Genomic DNA, 26,213 nt, shown 5'->3' with positions numbered 1-26,213 from the left:
CCGGCGCGCCCCGTCCCGTTCGAGCATTTCCGAAGAGCTTTTATTCTTCGATGCCCTTGGTGCCGCGGCGCTTGAGGTAGGCATCCCAATAGAAATCATCGGCATTTTCCGCGGTGACGATGGAAAAGCCGTTGTCGACGAAAGGCACGCCCATGCCATTGAATCCGGACCGCCGGGCGTCGTTCATCGGATCGATCAGCTCAGGATGCTTGGCCAGCCATAGCAGCATGAATCCCATGTAGCCCTGCATGCCCTGGTTCGGGTTGACCGAGCCAAAGATTTCGCCCGCCTTGATCATATCGAGGATCTTGGCGTTGACGTCGGCCAGCATAACTCGGATCTTGCCGCCGCCCTCCTTCGCGGCCTGCGCCGCACCGATTGCCGAGTTGGCTTCCGGCATGAACACTGCGCCCAGTTCGGGATGCGCCTGGGCGAGGCTGAGTACGGCTTGATAGGCTTTCGTCGCATCCTGGTTCGACGCCGCGCGGCCGACGAGCTTCATCTCAGGCCATTTGGCTTCCATGCGGGCAATGAAAGCGGCGATGCGCTTGTCGTGATTATCCTGTCCGGGGTTTTCGAGGACCGCATATTCGCCCTTGCCGTCCATCGCCTTGGCAACTGCATCAGCAGCATAGGTACCTTCGGCGACATTGTCGGAGGTGATATAGGACACTCGTTTGGAGTTGGGCGAATCTGCGGCGAAGGTGACTACCGCCGTTCCCTGGTCGATAGCCCGATTGATTGGCTCGATGAATGGGTCGGAGTTCATCGGATGCACCAGGATGCCAGCCGGCTTCTGAGCCAGCGCCTGGTCGAATGTCGCTATCTGCTTGTTCACGTCGTACTCGGGCGTTCCGGTGTACTCGGTCTCGCAACCGAACTGCTGTCCGGCCTGCTTGAACATCTCGTAGACCGGGAACCAATATTCGACGCCGGACACCATGACGTTCATGACGTATTTTTCACCCGGCTCGCATTTGAACGGGTTAGCGGCCTGGGCCGCGGCGTGGCTTGCCCCCAACACAGTGGTGGCTGCTGCCGAAATGGCGAGCATGCTCAAAAATTTGCGCAAGAATCCTCCCTCGGCCGAAGCCTGGTCAATGGGCAGTCGACACTTCCATGCCGCCGCTTGTGGTTGCTGACACCGAACCTCCTCCCGAGGCCCAACGGTTGATCATTCGCAGGAGTTCGCTCAACTGTCAATAAAATTCATAATCTGAAATATATTTCACGCCGCTTGGTGCACCCGGCGAACCGAGACAACCACGGTTTGCCAACGCGGCGTTCCACAGCCGTCACTTTGCGGAATCACTGCGCGTCGCCACCGCGTCCTTGACGGCATTCGCAAGGTTGGCGAGGATTCTCCATTCCTGCTTGAGACCTTCGAGCGTCGCCTCAAACGAACGAGTGCGGGTAGCTCGAGCACCAGCATGGCTCGCGACAGCGTGCGAATAGAGATCGACGGTCTGCTGCGCGGTCGAAGATCGTGAATAGGAGGCCGCAGTCAGTCTGGCTTCTTCCTGCAATGCTGCCCGGCCCGGCGGAGTGAGCGCGCGGACTCTGGCGAGAGTTTCGGAGAATTGGCCAGGGGATGCATCGGCTGACAGGAGATAGCCGTTCTTTCCGTTGCGTACCACTTCACGAGCCCCAGGTTCATCGAGCCCGACTACGGGAACGCCGGTCGCCATCGCCTCGACGAGCACAAGACCCTGAGTTTCGGAACGCGACGAGAAGGCGAAGACGTCCATCGCGGCATAGACGTCGGCCAGATCGGCGCCTTCGACCACGCCTAGCAGATGACATCTGTCCCGAAGGCCCGCCTCTTCCAGCATTCGGCGCATTTCGGACGCCGATGCACCGTCGCCGGCGACGACAAAATGCGCGCGCTCATGTTGCGAAAGAAACAGGCAGACTGCTTCAGTGAGGTAAGTCAGGTTCTTCTCCGGGGCCAGCCGGCCCACATGCCCGACGATGAAATCGGTTTCCACTATTCCCAGCCGGCTCCGCAATCTCAGTCGATCTCCATCGGCAAACCTGGCTAGGTCAATCCCGGTCGGGATTGTGCTGATCGGTTTGGTGACGTCGTGATGGCGCAAGAGGTCGGCAATGCTTTGAGTTGGAGCGATGATATGATCGCATAGATCACAGTAGCCGGCCGCCAAGCTGAGCACGAGCCGTTGGAGGACCGGCGCATCTTGCGCAACGTAGTGGCCGTAGAGTTCGTAGCGGGTGTGATAGGTAAATATCGTCGGCAATGCTCGCGACGCCGCGATGCGAAGCGCGGTGTCGCCGAGAAGAAACGGGTGATGCGAATGGACGATATCCGGTTCGAAGCCGTTCAATGTCTTTTCGAGCGAGCGGGCGAACGGGATCGGCACTGAAAAATCGCTCCCGTTAAAATTCTGGATCGCAGGGACGCGAAGGATGTTGCTTTCTGATCGAGCTGCTCCCGCATAGTCCGGCGCGACTATCAGGACTCCATGCCCCAACTCACGCAGCATTTCCGACAACGATGCAACGCTGTGTGCAACGCCGCCGACATGGGGGATGAATGTGTTGGTAAACATCACAATGTTCATGCAGGGCCTGTCGAGTACCGCGCCTATCGATCGAAGGGGCAGCCTTCAAGCAATCGCCGCATCCAGCTTGTCGAGTCGGCGACGACCAGGCGGCACGCTCGGTAGCTGGCGCTCGGGCCAAGCCTTGACCTCACCCTCAAGGATTACCCTACCATCCTGAACGTTAACGCGGATAGTCTGAGCTTCCGTTTCTGCCTCGCGCTTCAGCACTGCCGCGCGTCTCTTGATATCGGAAACTGAGGGACGTGCCTTTCGATCGGAGAGCATATCCAGGCTTCCGACGCGACTTGGCTCAACCGACAGCTCGTCGCGCGCGAGCTCTTTTGCTTCCGAAACACCTTATCCGCTGCAGCCCCGATCGGTGGCGCTAGGCGCTCAAGCGAAACCGTGTGACGTCGATCGCCGCGGCCATCAGCGTTTGCGTGTAGGCAGCCTGAGGATTGCTGAAGATGGCCTCCGTCGGCCCTTCCTCGACGATCTTGCCCTGCTTCATGACAATGATGTAGTCGGCCATGGCACGCACGACAGCGAGATCGTGGCTGATGAACAGGTAGGACAGTTCATGGTCGGCCTGCAGCTTGCGCAACAATTCGACGATCTGCTTCTGGACGGAGCGGTCGAGCGCCGACGTCGGCTCGTCGAGGACGACCACCTTGGGCTTGAGGATCATCGCGCGCGCGATGGCAATGCGCTGGCGCTGACCGCCGGAGAATTCGTGCGGGTAGCGATTGCGCGCATTCGGATCGAGCCCGACTTCGCGCAATGCTTCGACCGCGCGCAGATCGCGTTGCTTGCCAGACAGGGTCGGCTCATGCACCAGAAGCCCTTCGGTGATGACCTGGCCAACGGTCATGCGCGGCGACAGCGAACCGAACGGGTCCTGGAAGACGAGCTGCAATTCACGACGCAGCGGCCGCATGGCCTGACGGTCGGCGTTGGAAATATCGCGATCGCCGAAGCGAATGAGGCCGTCGCTTGGCAGGAGCCGCAGCAAGGCCCGGCCGAGCGTCGATTTTCCCGAACCGGATTCGCCGACGATGCCGATGGTCTGGTTTCGTTTCAGCCGGATCGAAATGTGATCGACCGCGCGCAGGATCAGCGACTCTCCGGCAAGAAACCCGCCGCCGATCCTGAATGTCACCTCGACATTCCTGCCTTCGAGCAGGACGGGCGCATTTGGCGGTGGTGGCGCCTTGGTTCCGGCCGGCTCGGCAGCCAACAGCATCTTGGTATAGGCATGCTGCGGGTTGACGAAGATCGCTTCGGCCTTGCCCTCCTCGACGACTTCGCCGTAGCGCATGACATAGACGCGGTCGGCAAAGCGCCGGACAATGCCGAGATCATGGGTGATGAAGACGATCGCCATGCCGAGCTTGCGCTGCAGTTCGGCGAGCAGCACGAGGATCTGCGCCTGGATGGTCACGTCGAGCGCCGTCGTCGGTTCGTCGGCGATCAGGATATCGGGATCGTTGGCCAGCGCCATGGCGATCATGACCCGCTGGCGCTGGCCGCCCGACATTTCATGCGGATAGGATTTCATCCGCCGTTCGGGATCGGGGATATGGACCAGCCGCAAGAGCTTGAGCGCCTCTTCGCGTGCTTGCGCCGCGCCAAGTCCGCGATGCCGGCGGATCGGTTCGATCAGCTGGTTGCCGATCGAATAGAGCGGATCGAGCGAGGTCATCGGCTCCTGGAAGATCATGCTGATCTTGCGGCCGCGGACCTCGTTCAACTCGGACTTGTTCAGTGTCAGAAGGTTGCGGCCGCGATAGTCGACGACGCCTGTCGCCTCGCCGTTCGAGGCCAGCAGGCTCATCGCCGCCATCATCGTCTGGCTCTTGCCGGAGCCGGATTCTCCCACCACGGCAACGGTTTCGCCTGCATTGACGTGGATGTTGATGCCCTTGACCGCCTCGACCACGCCGTCGAGCGTGCGGAAGCGGACGCGAAGGTCCTTGACGCTGAGGATCGTTTCGGGAGCGGCCATCTCAACGATCCCTGGGGTCGAGCGCGTCGCGCAGACCGTCGCCGACGAAGTTCAACGCGAACAGCGTCGAGACGAGGAAGAAGGCCGGGAACAGAAGCAACCAGTTCGCCGAGCCGATGTTCTGGGCGCCGACCGAGATCAGCACGCCCCAACTGGTCATCGGCTCCTGAACGCCGAGGCCGAGGAACGACAGGAAGCTTTCCAGGATGATGACCTGCGGCACGAGCAGCGTCATGTAGATCACCACCGGTCCGAGCAGGTTGGGTATGACGTGGCGAATCAGGATGCCGCGCTGGCCGATGCCCATCGCCTCCGCCGCCTGGACATATTCCTGCCGCCGGATCGACAGCGCCTGACCGCGCACGATGCGCGCCATGTCAAGCCACAGCACGGCGCCGACCGCCAGGAACATCAGCACGAAGTTCCGGCCGAAGAACACCACCAGCATGATGACGAAGAAGATGAACGGCAGCGAATAAAGCACATCGACGATGCGCATCATCACCTCGTCGACCCTGCCGCCGGCAAGGCCGGCCGTAGCGCCGTAGAGCACGCCGATGACGCCGGCGACAACCCCGGCGAGCAGGCCAATGGCCAGCGAGATGCGCCCGGCCATTAGCGTTCGCGACAGGAGATCACGGCCCGTATTGTCGGTGCCGAACAGGAAATACTGCTGCCTGATCGAAGCGCTCATCACCGCTTCGTGGGCGTCAGGCGATTTACTCTCGATCTGCGTGTTGTCGAAGGCATCGGAACGGTCGAGGTAGCGGACATTGCGGTCGTCGATCGGCTTGGACGATGTGACGGTGACGAAGATGCGATTGTCTTCCTGCCGCCACTCTTTGATGTCGACACGCATACGCTTGATAGCCTCATTGAGCGCGGTTTCGATCTTGTCGGCCTTCGGATAGGCTGAGAAGCTCGGCGGCGTGCGCACATAATCGGCGTAGATGGTGGTGTATCGATGCGGCACCAAAGAGGGTCCGAACACGCTGAGGAGCGCGATGAAGACAAGATAATACAGGCTGAACATGGCGGCGCGGTTGGCCTTGAGGCGCGCCCAGGCGTCGCCCCACAGGGAGCGGCCGACGACGGCCGGAGCGATGGCTGCGATGTCAGTCATAGCGCACCCTCGGATCGACGAAGGCGTACATGACGTCGACGATCAGGTTGAAGACGATGGTGAACAGCGCGATCACCACCACGGTGCCCATGACCAGCGTGTAATCACGGTTGAGCGCGGCATCGACGAAATAGCGACCAACGCCGGGAACAGCGAAGATCGTCTCGACGATGATCGAGCCGGTGAGCAGCGCCGCCGCGGCCGGGCCGGTGAAGGAGACGATCGGCAGGATGGCGCCGCGTAACGCATGCTTGACGACCACCGACCAGTCCGACAGGCCGAGTGCGCGGGCGGTGCGAATATGGTGCGAGCGCAACGATTCGATCATCGAGCCGCGCATCAGGCGGGCGACGACGGCGATCTGTGGCAAGGCGAGCGTCAGCACAGGCCCGACCTTGTTGAGGAGGGCGCCATCACCCCAGCCGCCGATCGGTAACAGCTTCCAGGTCAGACCGAACAAAAGCTGGATCACCGGCGCGATAACGAAGGTCGGGATGGTGCTGCCGGCGGCGGCCAGCGCAATCACCGAATAGTCGGCAAGCTTGTTCTGATTGAGCGCGGCAATGGTGCCGAGGAGACCGCCGAGCAGTAGCGCCAGGACCAGCGCCGAGGCGCCGATCTGGATCGAAACGGGCAGGCCCTTGGCAAACAATTCGGTGACGGTGAAATCAGGCAGGTTGTAGCTCGGACCGAAATTGCCGCGCAGCAGATTGCCGAGATAGTGGGCATATTGCAGCCAGAGCGGGTCGTTAAGGCCGAACTGCGCTTCAAGATTGGCCTTGATCTCGGGGCTCAGGCCCCGCTCCTGATTGAACGGGCCGCCCGGCGCGACGCGTATCAGGAAGAACGCCATGGTCACGATGACGAACAGCGTCGGAATGGCGGTCAAGAGCCGCCGGAATACGTAACGCAGCATCGGTTCCCCGCTTGATCCAGAGCAGCGCGCGTCCAGCTGGACGATTGCGCTCTAGCCTTCAAATCTTCGCACCGACATTGTCGAAAATCGAATCCGGTTCTCGGGCCGATGCGATGGCAAACCAGCGCCGCCGCGCATTGAGTTGCGCGGCGGCCTAGCTAAGGGATCAGTCCTTGCTGATGAAGCGGGACGGATGAATGTCCATCACATTGTCGTCGAAGCCATGCAGCTTCGAGGAGACGATGTCGTGAAAGCTGTAGTAGAGGAGCGGTATGTTTCCGACGTCATCGACGAGGATGCGCTCGGCCTTGGCGAGTTCCTTCATGCGCTCTTCGGGCTTGCCGCCGGCGGCCGCCGCCTTGTCCATGGCCTCCTCGTATTTCGGGCTGTTGTAGATCGAATAGTTGTTGCCGCTGGCCTTGCGGGTGATGCCGAGGAAGGTTTCAGGATCCTTGTAGTCTGCAATCCAGGCGGCACGCGCCACGTCATAGTCGCCCTTCTGCTCCAGGAAGGAGTAGTGGGTCTTGGTGTCGGTGTTGAGCAGCGTGATTTCGACGCCGAGCGGCTTCAACTGTTCCTGAATGGCCACCGCGGTGTTCTTGTGGTTTTCCGAGGTGTTGTAGCGGATCTCCATCTTCAGCGGCTTCTCGGGCGTATAGCCGAGCTTCTCCAGCACCTTCTTGGCTTCGTCCTCCCGGTCGATTTGCGACATGTCGGCGTATTTGGCCAGTGCCGGCGTGTAGCCCTCGATGCCCGGAGGCACCATCGAATAGCCTGGGAGCATCGAATTCTGCCAGACTTTTTCGGCCAGGAAGTCGCGATCGATCGCCATGGAGATGGCGTTGCGCAGCTCGACATTGTCCCACGGCGCCTTGTCCGTCTTGATCGCATAATAGTAGGTGCCGAGATATGGCCCGACACGGATCTGGTCGCCGAATTTGGTCTTGAGATCAGCGAGCTGTTCGGTCGGCAGGTCACCGTAACTGTCGAGTTCGCCGGCCTCAAAGCGCTTCATCGCCGACGAGCGGTCCTCGGTCGGGATGTAATTGACGGTGTCTATCTTCACCGTCGCGGCGTCCCAGAATTTCGGATTCTTGACCATTTTAAGGTGGTCGTTGGGAACCCATTCGGCAAGCGTGTAGGCGCCGTTGGACACCAGGTTACCCGGCTTGATCCAATCGGCGCCAAGCTTTTCGATAGACGCCTTGTTAACCGGATAGGTCGCCTGATGGGTCAGCATCTCCAGGAAGTAAGGCGTTGGTGCCTTGAGCGTGACTTCGAGGGTATTTGCGTCGATCGCCTTGACGCCCATATCCTCCGGCTTGCCCTTCTTGGTGTTGACTTCCTCGGCGTTCTTCACGGGATAGAGCATGGAAGCGTATTCGGCAGCGGTGGCCGGATCTTCCAGCCGACGGAACGAATAGACGAAGTCGTCTGCCGTCACCGGGCTGCCATCTGACCAGAGGCCGTCCTTGCGCAGCTTGAAGGTGTAGACAGTGCCGTCGTCGGATACTGTCCAGCTTTCGGCGGCGCCCGGAATGAGGTTCGTCTTCTGGTCATGCATGACGAGGCCCTGGAACAGGTCGCGTATGATATCGGCTTCGTAGACCGTCGAGGTCTTGTGCGGATCGAGTGTCTCCGCTTCGGCGGCGGATCCGCGGTTATAGACAATCTCGGCGAAAGCCGGCGTGTAGAACGTGCCGGCGGCCAAGGCCATGGTTGTGGCGAATACCGTCGCCTTCAGCATATTTTTCAGCATGAAGTTCTCCCTGTCGAGACGGCCCTACAGCTACGCCTCTTGAGTGTTGACGCCCCGAAACCGATCAGATGGCCCCTTTGAGCGCGCCGCCGGTTCCCTTTCCGGCGACTGGTGGGCAAACAGTAACGTGGAGATTTTTTATTTCAACAGACTCTAGGGGTCACCCAAAGTAAGGCGCAGCGACAGCCGCTTTGCGGGCGGCAGAACAGCAATTGAAACTACGGGCTTGGTTTGCCTTTTCTCAGTTCGGGATCTTCGTTTCCGGGCGAAGAAACCTGGCGTCGATTCCACTTTGCCGAAATGTCTTAAGCCGCCTTTAAGCAACCACGGGTTATATTCCTCGATGGGCTCCGGTATGTCTCGACGGATGAAGGACATGGACAGTACAAGAAATAAGAAAACTTCTATAAAGTGGCGTAAAAGACACCAGTTAACACTCAAACCACGCCAATTTAGAGACCAATCAGGAACTTCCGCGATCGAATTTGCGTTGCTTTCGCCTATTTTTATCTTGCTATTACTCGGTATGGTTGCATATGGTATTTATTTTGGTGCGAGCAATTCAGTGCAGCAGATCGCCGCGGACGCCGCTCGCACGGCAATTGCCGGCCTGAACGAAACCGAGCGCCAGGCGCTGGTGACGAGTTTCGTCAACAACAATGCCGGTGGATATCCTTTCGTCGATTCCGGCAAGCTGACCTATCAGGCAAAGGACAGCACGGCCGACGGTAATCAGTTCGTGGTGTCGGTCCAATACGATGCCCGCAACCTGCCGATCTGGAACCTATTCCCGGCGCTGCCCATGCCTGGAACCACAATCTCGCGCAACTCGACCATACGGGTCGGAGGCATCTGAATGTCGGACACTTTGCTGTGGAGGATCGGCCGGAGCGCCCGCTCAATGCTCGGCGACCTGAAGGCGAACTTCACCGTCATGACGGCGCTGTGCGCACCGTTCGGGCTGGCGCTGGCTGCGTTCGCCATCGATGAAGGTTCCATCTATGTGGAGCGCCGGGAGGCGCAGGCAATGACCGATCTGGCGGCAATCACAGCCGCCTCCAACATCAACAACATAGAGGCAGCGGTGGTGGCTGCACTCGGTGACAACGGGATGCCGGGTATCGTCGTCCAGAAGGCAGGACAGACGATCGCTCCTGCCCTCGGAAAAACCGTCGTGTCGGTCACCGCCGGCCGATATTCACCAGCGTCGTCGCTCGGCGTCGACAAGCGCTTCGAAGCCGGCAAGACGCCCTACAATGCGGCCCGTGTCACGCTGAAAAAGATTCCTGCCCGCTATTTCGCAAGTTCGCTTATCGCGACTCCGATCATCGGCACCCAGGCCATTGCCAGCGTGGCGCCCCAGGCAATGTTCTCGATCGGATCCAGGCTTCTCAGCGTCAATGGCGGCATCCTCAACGCTCTTCTCAGCAAGTTCCTGGGCGGCAACATCGCGCTCAGCGTTATGGACTACAACGCTCTGATCGCTGCCGACGTCAACCTGCTTTCGTTCTTCGATGCCCTTGCCGTTGAGATGCAGCTGACAGGTGTCAGCTATTCGGAGGTGCTGGCTTCGAAAGCGACGGTGGGCCAGATAGCGACCGCCATGGCTAATGTTTCACCCGTTGGCAGCACCAGCAAGCTTGCTTTGCAGACAATCGCGTCAAGGACCACCAGCACGGTCAAAATACCGCTCAATCACCTTGTCGACCTTGGATCAATGGGCCAATTGGGGCTCGGGCAAAAGTCGGCTGGTTTCTCGGTCGACGCTAGCGCCATGGGCATTTTGACCACCGCCGCTGCACTGGCCAACGGCTCGAAGCAGGTCGAGCTCAATCTCGGAGCCACCATTCCGGGGCTTCTCTCCACCACGCTTGCCATTGCCATCGGCGAACCTGCGCAATTCTCGCCGTGGCTGACAATCGGCGAGAAGGGCGCCGTGGTGCGTACGGCGCAGACGCGGGTCAAGCTGGTGGCGTCCGTCGGCGGCGCCAACGCGAACCTCGGTGGCGGCATCAGCCTCCTATCCGTCAAACTGCCGCTGCATGTCGAGGTGGCGTCTGCCGAAGCCAAGCTGACCGACATCAGTTGCCCAACGGGGCGCCCCGACAGTTTGAAGGTTACTATAGCCGCGCGGCCGGGCCTAGCATCGCTGCACCTTGGCGCCAGCGATGCCGACAACAGTCCCTCCGCCTTCGCCGATTTCAGCAACCCACAGTCGTTTCAAAATGCCGAAATCGCGCAGGTCAGCGTGAAGCTTCTGTTTCTCACCCTGAGTCTGCTCGGCGTGAATGGCTCTGCGGCCTTTGAGATCGCCAACACCGAGCCGACGATACTGACCTTCAACAGCACCGAAATCGCAAACAAGACGATAAAGACAGCTTCCACGAAAAACCTGACGCAATCCCTCACTACATCGCTGGTCAACAATTTGTCGCTTTCGGTCAGTGCGCTGGGCCTCGGGCTAGATGTAACCGCCCTGCTTGGAACGGTGAAGCCGGCGGTTGTGGCGCTGCTGAACGGTGTGACTGCGCCTGTCGACGAGTTGGTTTATAACGTGCTCGCGGCACTGGGCGTGCGAGTCGGTGAGGCCGATGTCCGGGTCTTGGGCGCGACTTGCGGGCGCTCCGTGCTCGTTCAATGACGGCCAAGTAAAGAGATCAGCCGGCTCGTCCCAGGAAGCAGCCCAAGGGCGGCAGCGACAGAATCTTATCCTGCAAGACGGCACCAATGCCGCCATGATCGACTGTCTCTGCAACATCTACATTCGGCGGCAACGGCCAGTTGGCCGGCTCGACGGCGAAATTGAAGACGCAGAGCAGCTTCTCGCCGCCGCCTTCGCGAATGAAGGCAAGCACATCACCCTCTGCATCGAGAAACCGGATTGAGCCCTGCACCAAGGCCACATGCTGCCTGCGCAAGGCGAGCATCGCCCGGTAGCTGGCTAGAACCGACTTCTCGTCGCCGTTCTGGACGTCAACCGCACGGGCGCGATGGCTATCCGGCACCGGAAGCCACGGCCTGCCGGTGGAAAAACCGGCATTGTCGGCACCTTTCTCCCAGACCATCGGCGTGCGGCATCCATCCCTGCCCTTGACGCCCGGCCAAAAGCGGATGCCCACAGGATCGCGCAGATCCGCAAACGCCAGTTCGGCCTCCTCCAGTCCAAGCTCTTCGCCCTGATACAGGCAGATCGATCCGCGCAAGCAGGACAGCAGCGCGATCGAGAATTTCGCCACCGCCTCCGGGTCACCGCCAAGCCTCGTCCAGCGTGTCACGTGGCGAACGACGTCATGGTTGGAGAACGCCCAGCAGACCCAGCCGTCGGAAACCGCGTTCTCGAAGGCCTCAACACATCCACGCACATGCGCCGCCGAGAATTGCGGACCGAGCAGGTCGAATGTGTAGCACATGTCGAGCTTGTCGCCGCCGGCGGTGTAGGCGGCGAGCGTCTGCAACGAACGGGTCTCGTCGCCGACTTCGCCGACGGCGGCGCGGCCCCTATATTCGTCGAGCAGCGCCCGAAAACGCTTGAGGAAAGCGAGGTTTTCGGGCTGCGTCTTGTCGAACAGATGCTCCTGATAAAGATAGGGATTGGTTTCGGCGTTGGTGCCGGCAACGCTCGACGCCAGGGGCGGATTGCTGCGCAGCCAGCGGTCATGGACATAGTAGTTGACCGTATCCAGCCGAAACCCGTCGACGCCGCGTTCCAGCCAGAACCGCACAGTGTCCAGAAGCGCATCCTGCACCTCGAGATTGTGGAAATTCAGGTCCGGCTGCGAGGCGAGGAAATTGTGCATGTAATATTGCCTGCGGGTCGTGTCCCACTCCCAGGCAGGTCCGCCGAAGACCGACAGCCAATTGTTGGGCGCGGTGCCGTCGGGCCTCGGATCGGCCCAGACGTACCAATCCGCCCGCGGGTTGTCGCGGCTCGCGCGGCTTTCGACGAACCATTCGTGCCGGTCGGACGAGTGCGACAGGACCTGATCGATGATGATTTTCAGGCCGAGACGGTGCGCCTCGGCGACCACCGCGTCAAAATCCTCCAATGTGCCGAACATCGGATCGACGGCTGTATAGTCGGACACGTCGTAGCCCATATCGGCCATCGGCGACTTGAAAAAGGGCGATAGCCAGACGGCGTCGACGCCAAGCGATGCGACATGAGCCAGCCTTGAGGCAATGCCACTGAGATCGCCACCGCCGTCTCCCGTCGTGTCCTGGAAGGAGCGCGGATAGATCTGGTAGATGACGCAGCCGCGCCACCACTCGGCATTGCCGTCAGCCATCATGGTCCTCCTCAGCGTTAGCCGGCCCGGCCTTGCGCTCGATCATGAAAATGACCGTTCGCCCCGGCACCGGTCGTGAGATGTCCGGCGCATCGGCGGCGACCGGGCTCCAGAAAAAGCCCTGGCGCCGTGGCAGCGTGTACATGCATTTGCGCCGATCGCCATTGATAACGACGGCGAGACGGCGGTCTTCGTCGCCAATGCCGCCGAGCACCATGACAAGGCGGTGCCGCTCCTGATCGTGCCAGTCCGTCTCGTCGAGCGGCGCGCCCGTTTCGGTCAGCCAGACAACGTCTGATATTTCCGACCCGGCAGGCGGTTGTCCCGTCAGGAAAAGCGTGTCGGAAAGTGCCGGCACGGAACGACGAATCGCTGCGAACAGAACGGTGCATTGTTCCAGCGCCTGATCGCGCCCGGCCCAGTCGAGCCAGGTGATCTCGTTGTCCTGCGCATAGGCGTTGTTGTTGCCCTTCTGGGTGCGGCCGAATTCGTCGCCGGCGGTCAGCATGATCGTGCCGCGCGAGGCAAACAGCGTGGCCAGCAGCGCACACTGGTCATCGAAACGGGCCGTAACGATCCCCTGGTCGCGAGTCTCACCCTCGACGCCATTGTTCCAGGACAGGTTGTCGTCGTGGCCATCGCGGTTCTGCTCGCCATTGGCCTCATTGTGCTTGTGCTCGTAGGAAACGATGTCGGCCAGCGCCATGCCGTCATGCGCGGCAATGAAGTTGACGCTGCGGCTCGTCTGCTGGCCTGCCTTGGCAAAAATGTCGGACGAGCCGGCAAGCCGGGTCGCCAGTGCGCCGACCATGCCGCGATCGCCGCGCCAGAACCGGCGGATGTCGTCGCGATATCTGTCGTTCCATTCGAGGAAGGGCGTCGGGAAATTGCCCAGCTGATAACCGTCCGGCCCGATATCCCAGGGCTCTGCGATCAGCACCCGGTCGCCAAGAACCGGGTCGTCCCGGACAGTTCTAAGCAACGGCGCTGCGGCGTCGAACGACCCGCCGACCCGGCCCAGAATGGGCGCCAGATCGAAGCGGAAACCATCGACACCGGCATGGCGGACAAAATGACGAAGCGTGTCGAGAACCATTTCCTGGACGACTGGGTGATCGCAAGCGACCGTATTGCCGGTGCCAGTGTCGTTGACCAAGCTGCCGTCCGGCCAATGCCGGTAGTAGATGGGGCTGTCGAGTCCGCGCAGCGACAGCGTCGGCCCAAACCTGTCGCTTTCGCCGGTGTGGTTGAAAACGAGGTCGAGGATGACACCGATGCCGGCGTCGCGCAGCGTGGCAACCGTCTGCCGCAATTCCGCCAGACCGCCGGGCGCGAGGCGCGGGTCGAGCGCCATGAAGGTCACGGGGTTATAACCCCAGGCGTTGCGCAGCCCGAGCGGCGGCAAATGCCGCTCGTCGATCGATGCCGTCACCGGCATCAGCTCGACGGCGCCCACACCGAGTCTTTTCAGGTGCTCGATGATGGCCGGATGGGCGAGGGCTGCAATCGTCCCGCGCTGGTGCTTGGGGATGTCCGGATGCAGCATGGTGAAGGCGCGCACAGGCACTTCGTAGACCAATCCACCGGACCGGAACAATGGCGGCAAAGCAGCCAGCGGCTCTGGCAAGAAGCCGGCAATCGCCTTCGGCAGCAGCGGAGCGGTGTCGGCCCCCTCGCCCCGTCGGGCGGCGAGCCGATCGTCATAGACATAAGGCCTGTCGATCTCGACGGCATAGGGGTCGACCAGCAGTTTGTCGGGATCGAACCAGAGCCCTTGCTCGGGGGCATAGTCGCCATCGGCGCGAAATCCGTATCGGGTCCCGGCGGCAAGGCCGGCGACGAAAAGCGCATGGACGCCCTCGCCTTCCGGCTGGAGTTCAAGCCGGTCGATTTCGCGGTTTCCTTCATTGTCGAAGATCGAGACCCAGAGCTTGATGGCCGATGACGACCACGCGGCGAAGCGGATACCTTCGTGGGTAACGGTGGCGCCGAGCTGGCTCATGCGGCGACCCCTTCTCCCCTTGTGGGAGAAGGTGGATCGGCGCGCAGCGCCGAGACGGATGAGGGGTGCTGGAAGAAACAAGGCGTGGGCGGTTTGAGCAAAGGTGTGCGCCAAGCTGGAACACCCCTCATCCGACCGAGCGTCGCTCGGCCACCTTCTCCCACAAGGGGAGAAGGGGGAGCCTCGCGACGCAGGCCGAACTCAGACGGCCGGCTGTGAACGGAACTCAAGTAATCACGCTCGGCTTGGCGCGGCCGGTATGGCTCTTGATCCCGGCGATATCATCGGCCGCCGCAATCAGATCGGCAAGCGCCTCCTGCGTGTCGAGATCATGCCTAGAGTTGTCCGGCTCATAGCGCTCGATATAGACGCGCAGCGTCGCCCCCGAGGTGCCGGTGCCGGATAGCCGGAAGACGACGCGCGATCCGCCTTCGAATAGCACCCTGATCCCCTGGTTCTCGGATATCGAACCGTCGACCGGATCGTGGTAGGCGAAATCGTCGGCGCTGGCGATCTTCATGCCGCGCACGCTGGTGCCGGGCAGCGAGCCAAGCTTGGCGCGCAATTCGTCAATCAGCGCGTTGGCGCGGTCGGTCTCGACCTCCTCATAGTCATGGCGCGAATAGTAATTGCGGCCATAGGCTGCCCAGTGCTCGGTGACGATCTGCTTGGCGCTTTCGCCGCGGGCAGCAAGGACATTGAGCCATAAAAGCACGGCCCACAGCCCGTCCTTTTCGCGGACATGGTTGGAGCCGGTTCCCGCACTCTCCTCGCCGCAGATCGTCGCCATGCCGGCGTCGAGCAGATTGCCGAAGAATTTCCAGCCGGTCGGCGTTTCATAGATGCCGATGCCGAGCTTTTCGGCGACGCGGTCGGCCGCACCGCTGGTCGGCATCGAGCGGGCGATGCCTTTCAGGCCGGCCCTATAGCCCGGCGCCAGATGGGCGTTGGCGGCGAGCATGGCCACCGAATCCGACGGAGTGACGAAAATGCCCTTGCCGATGATCAGGTTGCGGTCGCCGTCCCCGTCGGAGGCGGCGCCGAAATCCGGCGCATCCGGCCCCATCATCTCGTCATAGAGATGTTTGGCGTGGACCAGATTGGGGTCGGGATGATGACCGCCGAAATCCGGCAGGGGAATGAAGTTGCGGGCGGTGCCCTTCGGCGCGCCGAGACGGTTTTCCAGGATCTCCTTGGCATAGGGACCGGTCACGGCATGCATGGCATCGAAACGCATGCGGAAACCCGATTTGAACAACGCGCGCAAGGCATCGAAATCGAACAGGCTTTCCATCAACTCGGCATAATCGGCGACCGGGTCGATCACCTCGACCGTCATGCCGCCCGCCTCGACCGTGCCGATCGTGTCGATGTCGACGGTTTCTATATCCGCGATCTTGAAGCTGGAGATCGCCTTGGTCTTGGCGAAGATCGCGTCGGTCAGCTTTTCCGGGGCCGGGCCGCCATTGCCTGCATTGTATTTGATACCGAAATCCTCGTGCGGGCCGCCCGGATTGTGGCTGGCCGACAGAATGATGCCGCCGAAGGTCTTATATTTGCGGATGACATTGGAAGCTGCCGGGGTCGACAGAATGCCACCCTGCCCGACCATCACCTTGCCGAAGCCGTTTGCCGCCGCCATGGCGATGGCCTTCTGGATGACCTCGCGGTTATAGAAGCGGCCGTCGCCGCCGATCACCACGGTCTTGCCCTTGAATCCATCAAGAGCATCGAAGATCGACTGGATGAAGTTCTCGGCATAGTGCTCCTGCTGGAATACCGGCACTTTCTTACGCAGCCCGGAGGTGCCGGGCTTCTGGTCGAGATAGGGTTTGGTGGCGATGGTTTGTATCATGCGTCAGACAGCCCTTTTCGAAAGCAGCAAGCGATAGAGTTCAACATATTTTTCCGCGCTTTTGTCCCACGACACATCGGCCTTCATGCCTTGCCGCTGCATCGACGTCCAGACGGTGGGGTTGGCGTGTGCCTCGACCAGCCGGCGGATGGCGTGCAGCAAGGCACCGGCATCGGCGGGTGCGAACTGGAAGCCGGTCGCCACACCGGCCGAGACGGCCGCTTCATTGGCGTCGATGACCGTGTCGGCGAGGCCGCCGGTGCGGGCGACGACCGGCACGCAGCCATAGCGCAGGCCATAAAGCTGCGTCAGTCCGCAAGGCTCGAAGCGCGACGGGATGATTATGGCATCACAGCCGCCCTGCATGGTGTGGGAAAGACCCTCGTCGTAACCGATGACGACGCCGATGCGGCCGCGGTGGCGGGCCGCGGCAGCCAGCAGCGCACCTTCGAGGCCGGCGTCGCCGGACCCCAGGACCGCCAGGCGCGCACCCCTGGCAACGATCCCGTCAACGACCGCCGCCAGTATGTCCATGCCCTTCTGCCAGGTGAGCCGGCTGATGATGCAGACGATCGGACTGTCGTCGCGATCGAGGTCGAAACGATCCTCGACGGCGGTCCGGTTGGGGTGCCGTGCCTTCAAAGTCTTGGCCGTAAAATTGGAGACCAGATGCTTGTCGGTGGCCGGGTCCCATATCTCGGTATCGATGCCGTTGACGATGCCATAGAGATCGACAGACCGCATGTTGACGAGGCCGTCGAGGCCCATGCCGAATTCCGGCGAGCGGATCTCCTGCGCATAGGTCGGGCTGACGGTGGTGATGGCCCAAGCCGCTTGCAGACCGGCCTTCAGGAAACCGACGCCGCCATAGTATTCGACGCCGTCGAGTGCCATGGCCGACGCCGGCAAGCCAAGCTCGCCAAAGATACCGGCGCCGAAACGGCCCTGGAACGCGAGGTTGTGGACGGTGACCATCGACGGTGTGCCGACCGCCTTGCCGTAGCGCATATAGGCCAGCGTCATGGCCGACTGCCAGTCATGGGCGTGGACAATGTCGGGCTGGTAGCCCGAGATGGCGCCGCCGGCGATGTCGCCGCCAACCTGGCTCAATGCCGCGAAACGCCGCCAATTGTCCGGCCAGTCGGCACCGTTGGCGTTGCCATAAGGGCCGCCGGGACGATCGAACAGATGCGGCGCGTCGAGCACGAACAGGTCAAGCCCGTCGATATGGGCGGCATGGACCGAAGCCTTGCCGCCCTGCACCAGCGGATAGTGGTGAACAGCCTTCTTTTTCTTGAAGGCGTCCATCACCTGGGGATAGCCGGGAATAAGCGTGCGCATCGCCACACCCTTGCCGGCGAGCGCCCCGGGCAACGCGCCGGTGACGTCGGCAAGCCCGCCAGTCTTGATCAGAGGGAATATTTCGGGCGTGACCGACAGAACCTGCATCCACTACAATCCCAGTTTGTCGATCATGACCTGCGTGACGAGGCAGATGCCCTTTTCCGACACGCGGAAGCGCTTGGCGTCGAGAACGGGATCTTCGCCGACCACGAGCCCCTCCGGTATCCTTACGCCATGATCGATGACCACGCGCTTCAATCTTGCGTTGCGGCCGACATGGCAGTCGGGCAGCATGACGACTTCCTCGAGCGTCGAATAGGAATTGATGCGCGCGCCCGTGAAGATCAGGCTTCGCTTCAGCGAAGCGCCTGAGACGATGCAATCGCCCGAGACGAGCGACGACACGGCCGAGCCGCGGCGGCCATCCTCGTCATGTACGAACTTTGCCGGCGGCTTCAGCTCGGCATAGGTCCAGATCGGCCAGTCGCGGTCGTAGAGGTCGAGCTCCGGCGTGATGTCGGTGAGGTCGATATTGGCTTCCCAATAGGCGTCGACCGTTCCGACGTCGCGCCAGTAGGCCTCGTTCTCTGCGGTCGAGCGCACGCAGGATTTGGCGAAGCGATGGGCGATCGCCTTCCCGTGCTCGACGACATACGGGATGATATCCTTGCCGAAGTCGCGGCTTGAGCCCGGTTCGGCCGCGTCGCGGCGCAATTGCTCCATCAGGAACTTGGTCTTGAACACGTAGATGCCCATCGAGGCCAGGGCGAAGTCCGGTTTGTCGGGAATGCCGGGCGGGTCGGCGGGTTTCTCGATGAAGGAGATGATTGTGTCCTTGGCATCGACATGCATGACGCCGAAGCCGGTCGCCTCCATGCGCGGCACTTCGAGGCAGCCGACGGTGACATCGGCACCTGCGTCGACATGCTGGCGGAGCATCAGCTCATAGTCCATCTTGTAGACGTGGTCGCCGGCCAGGATGACCATATATTCGGGCCCGTAGGCCTCGATGATGTCGATGTTCTGGTAGACGGCGTCGGCCGTGCCTTCATACCACTGTGTTTCCGATACGCGCTGGCTGGCCGGCAGGATATCGAAGCTCTCGTTGCGCTCGGGCCGCAGGAAGTTCCAGCCGCGCTGCAGGTGGCGGATCAGCGAATGCGCCTTGTACTGGGTGGCTACGCCGAGGCGGCGGATGCCGGAATTGAGCGCGTTGGAGAGCGCGAAATCGATGATGCGCGTCTTGCCGCCAAAATAGACCGCCGGCTTGGCTCGCCGATCGGTCAACTCCCTGAGCCGGCTGCCACGGCCGCCGGCCAGCACATAGGCCATTGCATCGCGCGCCAGCGGCTGGGTTCGTTTTATCTCTGCCATTTTATCCTCCCAAGTTACGCGCTGCGAGACATCGCTCATTCCGGAGCAAATTCGAGCATGACCGTCGACAATGGCGGTAAAAGCATCGTCGCCGAAATGCTTCCTCCTTCCGCCCGAGCCTCGACAGCGCCGCCATTGCCCTTGCCGGAACCGCCATAATCCGAGGCGTCCGTGTTGATGATCTCGCGCCATGTTCCGGCAATCGGCAACGGCACGCGGTAATTGTCGCGCGGCACCGGCGTGAAATTGGAGATAACGGCGACCGGATTTCCGCCCGGCGCACTTCGCAGCCAGGCAAAGACCGAGTTCGCGCTGTCGTCGACGATCAGCCAGGAAAAGCCCTCGGGCTCGCAGTCGCGCCCATGCAGGGCCGGGCGCGAGCGGTAGAGGTAGTTGAGATCGCGCACCGTTTGCCAGACGCCGCGGTGGGGCCGGAAATCGAGCAGGTTCCAGTCGAGCGCGCGCGCCTCGCTCCACTCGCGGCGCTGGGCGAATTCCTGCCCCATGAACAACAGTTTCTTGCCGGGGTAGCCCCACATGAAGGCGTAATAGGCCCGCAGCGTCGCGAATTTCTGCCAGTCGTCGCCGGCCATTTTGCCGAGCAGCGTCCCCTTGCCGTGCACGACCTCGTCATGGGAGAGCGGCAGCACGAAATTCTCCGAAAAGGCGTAGACCAGGCCAAAGGTGATGTCGCCGTGGTGATGCTTGCGAAAAATCGGCTCCTTGGAGAAATACTCCAGCGTGTCGTGCATGAAGCCCATGTTCCACTTGAAGCCGAAACCCAATCCGCCCTCATGCACAGGTTGCGAGACCTTCGGCCATGAGGTCGATTCCTCGGCAATCGTCATTACGCCCGGATGATGGCCATAGACCTCCTTGTTCATCCGCTGGAGGAAGCTGACCGCCTCGAGGTTCTCGCGCCCGCCCTTTTCGTTAGGGATCCATTCGCCGGCCTTGCGCGAATAATCGAGATAGAGCATCGAGGCGACGGCATCGACGCGCAAACCATCGACATGGTATTTCTCGGCCCAGAACAGTGCGTTGTTGACTAGGAACGAGACCACCTCGCGCCGGCCGAAATTGTAGATCGCGGTGTTCCAGTCGGGATGGAAGCCCTTGCGCGGATCGGCATGTTCATAGAGCGCCGTGCCGTCGAAATTGGCCAGGCCATGGGCGTCCACCGGGAAATGCGCCGGCACCCAGTCGAGGATGACGCCGATGCCGGCGCGGTGGGCGCCGTCGACGAATCGGGCAAAACCGTCCGGATCGCCGAAGCGGGCCGACGGCGCGTAGAGGCCCGTCGTCTGATAGCCCCAGGACGGGTCATAGGGATGTTCGGAGATCGGCATGAATTCGATATGGGTAAAGCCCGTATCGACGACGTAGGGGATCAGCCGGCCGGCGAGCTCGTCCCATGACAGGAAGCTGCCGTCGTCGTGAAGCTGCCAGGAGCCGGCATGGACCTCATAGATCGACACCGCCTCGCGTCTTGGGTCGGCGTTGCGCCAGAAATTGCGGTGCGCCTCGTCACCCCATTCATGCGCCGGCGGACGCGCCGTCACCGAAGCGGTAGCCGGGCGCAGTTCGGACTTGGAGGCGAACGGATCGGCCTTCAGCGGGAGTCTCACGCCATCGGGCCCAATGATCTCGTATTTGTAGGGCCGGCCAGCGCCGATGTCGGGAATGAACAACTCCCAGATGCCGGTGTCGCGGCGGACGCGCATCGTATGCTTGCGGCCATCCCATTCGTTGAAGTCGCCGACCACCGAAACGCGCTTTGCATTGGGCGCCCAGACGGCGAAATGCACGCCGGACGCACCCTCGTGGTCGATGAGGTGCGCACCGAGCTTGTCGAACAGCCTGAGATGCGACCCCTCGGCAATGTAGTAGTCATCCAGCGGACCGAGCACCGGACCGAACGAATAGGGATCGGTCAGCCACCAGTCGCCGCCGGCATTGCGCGCATGATAGCGCAGGGGCTGGCGCTTTTTGAGCGACAGCCTGCCCTCGAAGAAGCCGCCTTCATCGCGCCGGGAGAGTTCGCCCGCTTTCTTGCCGGTCAGCGTATAGGCAGTGACGAACTCGGCATGAGGGACAAAGCAACGGGCGACAAAGCCCTTGTCGGCCTCGTGCACACCCAGGACAGCGAAAGGGTCACCATGCGTGCCGGCGACAATCGCCGCGACATCACCGGCTGACGCCAGTCCATCCGGCCCGCTTGTCGCAGCGGTCGCGCGCGGCTTCCTCATCAGGCAGTGCCCCTCCCCGGGGACCACGTTGTTCGTGGCCTCATGCAATCACATCAGACGGGCACGTTCCAGATTTCTTTCGCATATTGGCGGATCGTGCGGTCGGACGAGAACCAGCCGACGCGGGCGACATTGCGGATTGCCTTGGCGTACCAATCGGGGCTGTTGCGCCAGACGGCGTCGACGTCGCGCTGGGCGGCGGTGTAGGCATCGAAATCCGCGGCGACCATGAACCAGTCGCTCTGGTAGAGACCGTTCATCAGGTCGCGATAGCGGTCCGGATCGTCAGGCGAAAAGACGCCCGACGAAACGGCAGCCACGGCCTGCGCCAGTTCGGGAGAGGCTTCGATCACGGATCGCGGATGATAGCCGTTGCTGCGCCGCTCGGCGACCTCAGCGGTAGTCAGGCCGAAGATGAAGATGTTATCGTCGCCGACGCACTCCTTGATCTCGACATTGGCGCCGTCAAGCGTGCCGATGGTCAGCGCGCCGTTCAGCGCAAATTTCATGTTGCCGGTGCCGGAGGCTTCCATCCCGGCGGTCGATATCTGCTCCGAAAGGTCGGCGGCGGGCATCATGATCTCGGCCAGGCTGACATTGTAGTTCGGCACGAACACCACTTTCAGCAAGCCGCGAACGGCCGGATCGCGGTTGATGACCTTTGCGACATCGTTGGCGAGTTTGATGATCAGTTTGGCGTTATGATAGCTGGGCGCCGCCTTGCCGCCGAAGAACTTGACGCGGGGCATCCAGTCGCGTTCCGGATGGGAGCGGATCTGGTCGTAAACCGCCACCGCTTCGAGGATGTTCAGGAGCTGGCGCTTGTATTCGTGGATGCGCTTGATCTGAATGTCGAACAGCGCCGAGGGATCGACCTTGATGCCGAGGCGGTCGGCGACGAGATTGGCAAGCCTGACCTTGTTCGCCCGTTTGACGGCCGCGAATTTGTCGCGGAAAGCGGCGTCGTCGGCAAAGGCGTCGAGACCCTTGATGGCGTCGATGTCGTCCATGAAGCGGTCGCCGATCGCCTCGCGGGTAAGCGCGGTAAGACCGGGATTGCACTGGATCAGCCAGCGCCGCGGCGTGATGCCGTTGGTCTTGTTGTTGATGCGGTCGGGATAGAGCCTGTGGAGGTCGGCAAACACCGTCTGCTTCATCAATTCGGTATGCAGCGCCGAGACGCCGTTGATCGAGTGCGAGCCGACAAAGGCGAGATTGCCCATGCGCACCCGGCGGTCGCCGTTTTCCTGGATCAGAGAGATGCGGCTGATCTGTTCATCCGAAAACTGGCCGGAGGCGCGCGCCTCCAGCAGCACTTGCGCGTTGATGGCGTAGACGATCTGCATATGGCGCGGCAACAGCCGCTCGAACAGCGGCACCGGCCAGCTTTCGAGGGCTTCGGGAAGCAGTGTGTGGTTGGTGTAGCCGAAGGTGCGCTTGGTGATGCTCCAGGCCTGATCGAAATCCATGCCGTGGACATCCATCAAAAGGCGCAACAGCTCGGCCACCGCGATGGCCGGATGGGTGTCGTTCAGATGGATCGCCGCCTTGTCGGGCAGCGATTCCAGGTCGCCATATTGGCTGAGATGGCGCTGGACGATGTCCTGCAGGGACGCGGTGGAGAAGAAATATTCCTGCCTGAGCCGCAATTCCTGCCCGGCCATGTGGGAATCGGCGGGGTAAAGGACGCGCGACAAGGCATCGGCCTTGTTGCTTTCCGCGAGCGCACCGATGTGGTCGCCGGCGTTGAACTTGTCGAGCAGGATCGGATCGATCGGCATGCCGGACCAGAGGCGCAGCGTGTTGACGCGCTTGGCACGCCAGCCGGCTACCGGCGTATCATAGGCGACGGCCAGAATGTGTTCGGTCGGCTTCCAGACATGGCGCTCGAGCCGGCCGTCCTTCGAGGTGATCGATTCCACAGCGCCACCGAAGCCGACCTCGAAGGAGCGTTCGCGCCGCTCGAACTCCCAGGGATTGCCGTGATCGAGCCAGGTTTCGGGCAATTCCACCTGCCAGCCGTCATGGATCTCCTGCCGGAACATGCCGTTGGCGTAGCGGATGCCGTAGCCGTGCGCCGGGATATCGACCGTCGCCATGCTTTCCATGAAGCAGGCGGCGAGCCGGCCGAGACCGCCATTGCCAAGGGCCGCATCCGGTTCGAGCGCGGCGATGAGGTCAAGGTCGACGCCAAGCGACGAAAGCGCTTCGCGCATGGTGTCCATCAGGCCCAGATTGGAAATGGCGTCGCGCATCAGACGGCCGATGAGGAATTCGAGCGACAGATAGTAGACGCGCTTTTCCTGCTGGGCGTAGGCCTCTTGCGTCGCCTGCATCCAGTGATCGACGACGCGGTCACGCACCACCTTGATTGAGGCGGTTAGCCAATCGTACTGCGTGGCAACGGCGGTTCCCTTGCCGACCCTGTATTTGAGAGCCTTGAGGATTTCGTCAGCGAGCGTCTTGGGATCTGGGAGTTCGAGAATGGGAGCTTCGGATGTCATCGAGCGCGTCATGCTGCCTCTCGTGCGGTTGCCATGGTCATACCGGCTTTCACCATTCCTCCCAGTCCATGCTAACGCATATTTTGTTATACGTTCAATCGAGTTAGATTGCCGCGGGGCAGCTTACCCTGCGGCAGTTTAGCAACTTGGAGCGCGTCCCGTTTGGGCGGCTTCCGCGACGCGTGCATGTCGTTATCCCAAAACCGCTGAGCACTTTGGGGCGACATGCATCAGGCTGCCAGCGCCGCCTCCGGCGGGAGCTTCGCTCCGGTCATGAAGGCGACGGCGTCGGACATTGTATATTGCTTGGGATCGATGACGCAGAGACGACGGCCCAGCCGATGTATGTGGATGCGGTCGGCCACCTCGAAGACATGCGGCATGTTGTGCGAAATCAGAACGATCGGCAGGCCGCGCTTCTTCACGTCGAGGATCAGTTCGAGCACGCGGCGGCTCTCCTTGACGCCCAACGCCGCCGTTGGCTCATCCATGATGACCATCTTCGAGCCGAAGGCGGCGGCGCGTGCCACCGCCACGCCCTGGCGTTGGCCGCCCGAGAGCGTTTCGACGGCCTGGCTGATGTTCTGGATGGTCATCAAGCCAAGTTCGGTGAGCTTGTCGCGGGCGCGCTTTTCCATTGCCGGCCGGTCGAGCATGCGCAGCCAATCGCCCAAGAAACCCGGTTTGCGGATCTCGCGACCGAGGAACATATTGTCGGCGATCGATAGCGCCGGCGACAGCGCCAGGTTCTGGTAGACGGTTTCGATGCCGGCCTCGCGGGCCTCGATGGGCGACTTGAAGAGCACCGGCTTGCCGTCCAGTTCGATGGTCCCCTCGTCCGGGATCACGGCGCCCGAGATCGCCTTGATAAGCGTCGACTTGCCTGCGCCGTTGTCGCCGATCACGGCCAGGATTTCTCCCGGATAGAGATCGAAGTCGCAATTGTTCAGCGCGGTGACGCGGCCGTAGCGCTTGACGAGGCCACGCGCGGTGAGGATGGGCTCCTGGGTCATCGCTACACCGAAACCTTTCTGATCCACTGGTCAATCGCCACGGCGCCGATGATCAGCACGCCGGTAAGCAGCACTTTCCATTGCGGATCGGCGCCCAGCATGTTGAGGCCCATCGAAACGACGCCGACGATCATCGCGCCGAACAGCGTGCCCAAAATCGAGCCGCGTCCGCCGAAGAGGGAAATGCCGCCGATCACCGTCGCGGTGATCGCCTGCAAATTGTAGTCGGTGACGGCTGCCGACGGCGAGATCGAGCCGTTGCGGCCGATGGAGACCCAGGCAGCGAAAGCGGCGATCAGGCCGGCGAGGGTGTAGACCGAGATCAGCACCTTCTTGGTCTGGATGCCAGACAGTTTGGCAGCCTCCGGATCGTCGCCGACGGCGTAGACATGGCGGCCCCATGCCGTGTGATTGAGCACGTACCACAGGATCAGCACCAGCACGACCATGGCAATGACGCCGAACGTCAACACCGCCGTGCCGACCTTGAAGTTCAGGCCAAACAGATGCAGCAGCGGCGCCTGGGCGTCGACGTCGGCGTCGCGGATTGTCTCATTGGCCGAATAGATGAAGTTGGTGGCCATGACGATGTTCCAGGTGCCGAGCGTCACGATAAAGGGCGGCAGCTTCATATAGGCGACCAGCAGCCCATTGAGCAGCCCGCAGGCCCCACCGGCGGCAAGCCCGATCACCACCGCAAGCAGGGTCGGCAGACCATAGGTGATCGCGCAATTGCCCATGAACACGGCCGAAATCACCATGATCACGCCGATCGACAGGTCGATGCCGGCTGTAAGGATAACCAGCGTCTGCGCGGCGCCGAGAATACCGACGATGGCGATCTGCTGCAGGATCAGCGTCAGCGTGTAGGACGAAAAGAACCGTCCCCCGATGGTGACGCCGAAGACAGCGATCGACAGAACCAGCACGATCAGCGGCACCGCAGCCGGAGTGGAATGCAAAAAATGCTGGATGCGCTTGACGATCGACGTGCCGTGCTCGTCAAAAGCAGCAACGCTTGTCTCGCTGTTCGAGAGAGCCTTTTCGAATTCCTGAACCTGAGCCATGTTACCTCCCATGGGGCCTCAGCCACGCCGACGCCCGTCCAATCATTCCCGATCTGCCGCCGGAATTGCTCGCGCTTGCGATAGCGCATCGTCCGCCCGAAACGACCGGGGATCAAGCCCCCGGCCGATCGGTTCTGTTGCCTGTCAGACCGGCA

General features: G+C 61.6%; 17 protein-coding genes. 2 read left to right on the top strand and 15 right to left on the bottom strand.

From position 1 onward, the window contains the following. Positions 1-40 precede the first annotated feature (40 nt). The 6 genes from NKH73_RS22430 to NKH73_RS22405 all read right to left on the bottom strand — a co-directional run bounded on the left by NKH73_RS22430 (position 41) and on the right by NKH73_RS22405 (position 8,364). Positions 41-1,072 carry a substrate-binding domain-containing protein gene (locus NKH73_RS22430; protein ID WP_352936334.1) on the bottom strand — a complete coding sequence of 344 codons (1,032 nt, stop codon included), beginning with the start codon at positions 1,070-1,072 and terminating at the stop codon, positions 41-43. 223 nt (positions 1,073-1,295) lie between these two features. After that, positions 1,296-2,567 (bottom strand): glycosyltransferase, encoded by a 1,272-nt coding sequence (locus NKH73_RS22425; protein ID WP_352936332.1) that lies wholly within the window; start codon positions 2,565-2,567, stop codon positions 1,296-1,298. A 379-nt stretch (positions 2,568-2,946) separates the two neighbouring features. Beyond that, entirely contained in the window at positions 2,947-4,566 is a 1,620-nt protein-coding gene (locus NKH73_RS22420) for an ABC transporter ATP-binding protein (protein ID WP_352936330.1), read from the bottom strand. Between the two features lies 1 nt (position 4,567). Beyond that, positions 4,568-5,689, bottom strand: coding sequence for an ABC transporter permease (locus tag NKH73_RS22415; protein WP_352936328.1), 1,122 nt, complete (start codon positions 5,687-5,689; stop codon positions 4,568-4,570). Next, positions 5,682-6,605: an ABC transporter permease subunit gene (locus NKH73_RS22410; protein ID WP_352936326.1), complete on the bottom strand. Its 924-nt coding sequence runs from the start codon at positions 6,603-6,605 to the stop codon at positions 5,682-5,684. The genes NKH73_RS22415 and NKH73_RS22410 overlap by 8 nt, the downstream gene beginning before the upstream one ends. A 166-nt stretch (positions 6,606-6,771) precedes the next feature. Further along, positions 6,772-8,364, bottom strand: coding sequence for a peptide ABC transporter substrate-binding protein (locus NKH73_RS22405; RefSeq protein WP_352936324.1), 1,593 nt, complete (start codon positions 8,362-8,364; stop codon positions 6,772-6,774). A 376-nt stretch (positions 8,365-8,740) separates the two neighbouring features. Between NKH73_RS22405 and NKH73_RS22400 the strand changes: the two genes are divergently transcribed. Both NKH73_RS22400 and NKH73_RS22395 read left to right on the top strand, forming a co-directional pair. Then, positions 8,741-9,220, top strand: coding sequence for a TadE/TadG family type IV pilus assembly protein (locus NKH73_RS22400; RefSeq protein ID WP_352936322.1), 480 nt, complete (start codon positions 8,741-8,743; stop codon positions 9,218-9,220). 45 nt (positions 9,221-9,265) lie between these two features. Next, positions 9,266-11,005 carry a pilus assembly protein TadG-related protein gene (locus tag NKH73_RS22395; RefSeq protein ID WP_352936455.1) on the top strand — a complete coding sequence of 580 codons (1,740 nt, stop codon included), beginning with the start codon at positions 9,266-9,268 and terminating at the stop codon, positions 11,003-11,005. Positions 11,006-11,021: 16 nt separating this feature from the next. Here the strand turns inward: NKH73_RS22395 and bglA are convergent, their stop codons facing one another. The 9 genes from bglA to NKH73_RS22350 form a co-directional block, all read right to left on the bottom strand. After that, a complete protein-coding gene (bglA, locus tag NKH73_RS22390; RefSeq protein WP_352936321.1) occupies positions 11,022-12,650 on the bottom strand; it encodes a beta-galactosidase BglA in 1,629 nt (542 codons plus the stop codon). Then, positions 12,643-14,652: a glycogen debranching protein GlgX gene (gene glgX / locus NKH73_RS22385; RefSeq protein ID WP_352936319.1), complete on the bottom strand. Its 2,010-nt coding sequence runs from the start codon at positions 14,650-14,652 to the stop codon at positions 12,643-12,645. The genes bglA and glgX overlap by 8 nt, the downstream gene beginning before the upstream one ends. Before the next feature lie 226 nt (positions 14,653-14,878). Then, on the bottom strand, positions 14,879-16,507 hold the full coding sequence (locus tag NKH73_RS22380; RefSeq protein WP_352936317.1) for an alpha-D-glucose phosphate-specific phosphoglucomutase: 1,629 nt from the start codon (positions 16,505-16,507) through the stop codon (positions 14,879-14,881). Positions 16,508-16,510: 3 nt separating this feature from the next. Then, positions 16,511-17,956, bottom strand: a complete 1,446-nt coding sequence (gene glgA, locus NKH73_RS22375; protein ID WP_352936315.1) for a glycogen synthase GlgA — start codon at positions 17,954-17,956, stop codon at positions 16,511-16,513. A gap of 3 nt (positions 17,957-17,959) precedes the next feature. Beyond that, positions 17,960-19,225: a glucose-1-phosphate adenylyltransferase gene (gene glgC, locus NKH73_RS22370; protein WP_352936313.1), complete on the bottom strand. Its 1,266-nt coding sequence runs from the start codon at positions 19,223-19,225 to the stop codon at positions 17,960-17,962. Between the two features lie 35 nt (positions 19,226-19,260). Further along, entirely contained in the window at positions 19,261-21,474 is a 2,214-nt protein-coding gene (glgB, locus tag NKH73_RS22365; protein WP_352936311.1) for a 1,4-alpha-glucan branching protein GlgB, read from the bottom strand. A 53-nt stretch (positions 21,475-21,527) separates the two neighbouring features. Beyond that, on the bottom strand, positions 21,528-23,990 hold the full coding sequence (locus NKH73_RS22360) for a glycogen/starch/alpha-glucan phosphorylase (protein ID WP_352936309.1): 2,463 nt from the start codon (positions 23,988-23,990) through the stop codon (positions 21,528-21,530). A 218-nt stretch (positions 23,991-24,208) separates the two neighbouring features. Beyond that, on the bottom strand, positions 24,209-24,991 hold the full coding sequence (locus NKH73_RS22355) for an ATP-binding cassette domain-containing protein (protein WP_352936307.1): 783 nt from the start codon (positions 24,989-24,991) through the stop codon (positions 24,209-24,211). 2 nt (positions 24,992-24,993) lie between these two features. Further along, entirely contained in the window at positions 24,994-26,058 is a 1,065-nt protein-coding gene (locus tag NKH73_RS22350) for an ABC transporter permease (protein ID WP_352936305.1), read from the bottom strand. Positions 26,059-26,213 lie beyond the last annotated feature (155 nt).

The organism is Mesorhizobium sp. M0938 (assembly GCF_040319125.1).
GTDB classification, from domain to species: domain Bacteria; phylum Pseudomonadota; class Alphaproteobacteria; order Rhizobiales; family Rhizobiaceae; genus Mesorhizobium; species Mesorhizobium robiniae.
Note: the sequence above shows the minus strand (reverse complement) of the source record. Positions and strands in the feature narration are given on the sequence as shown.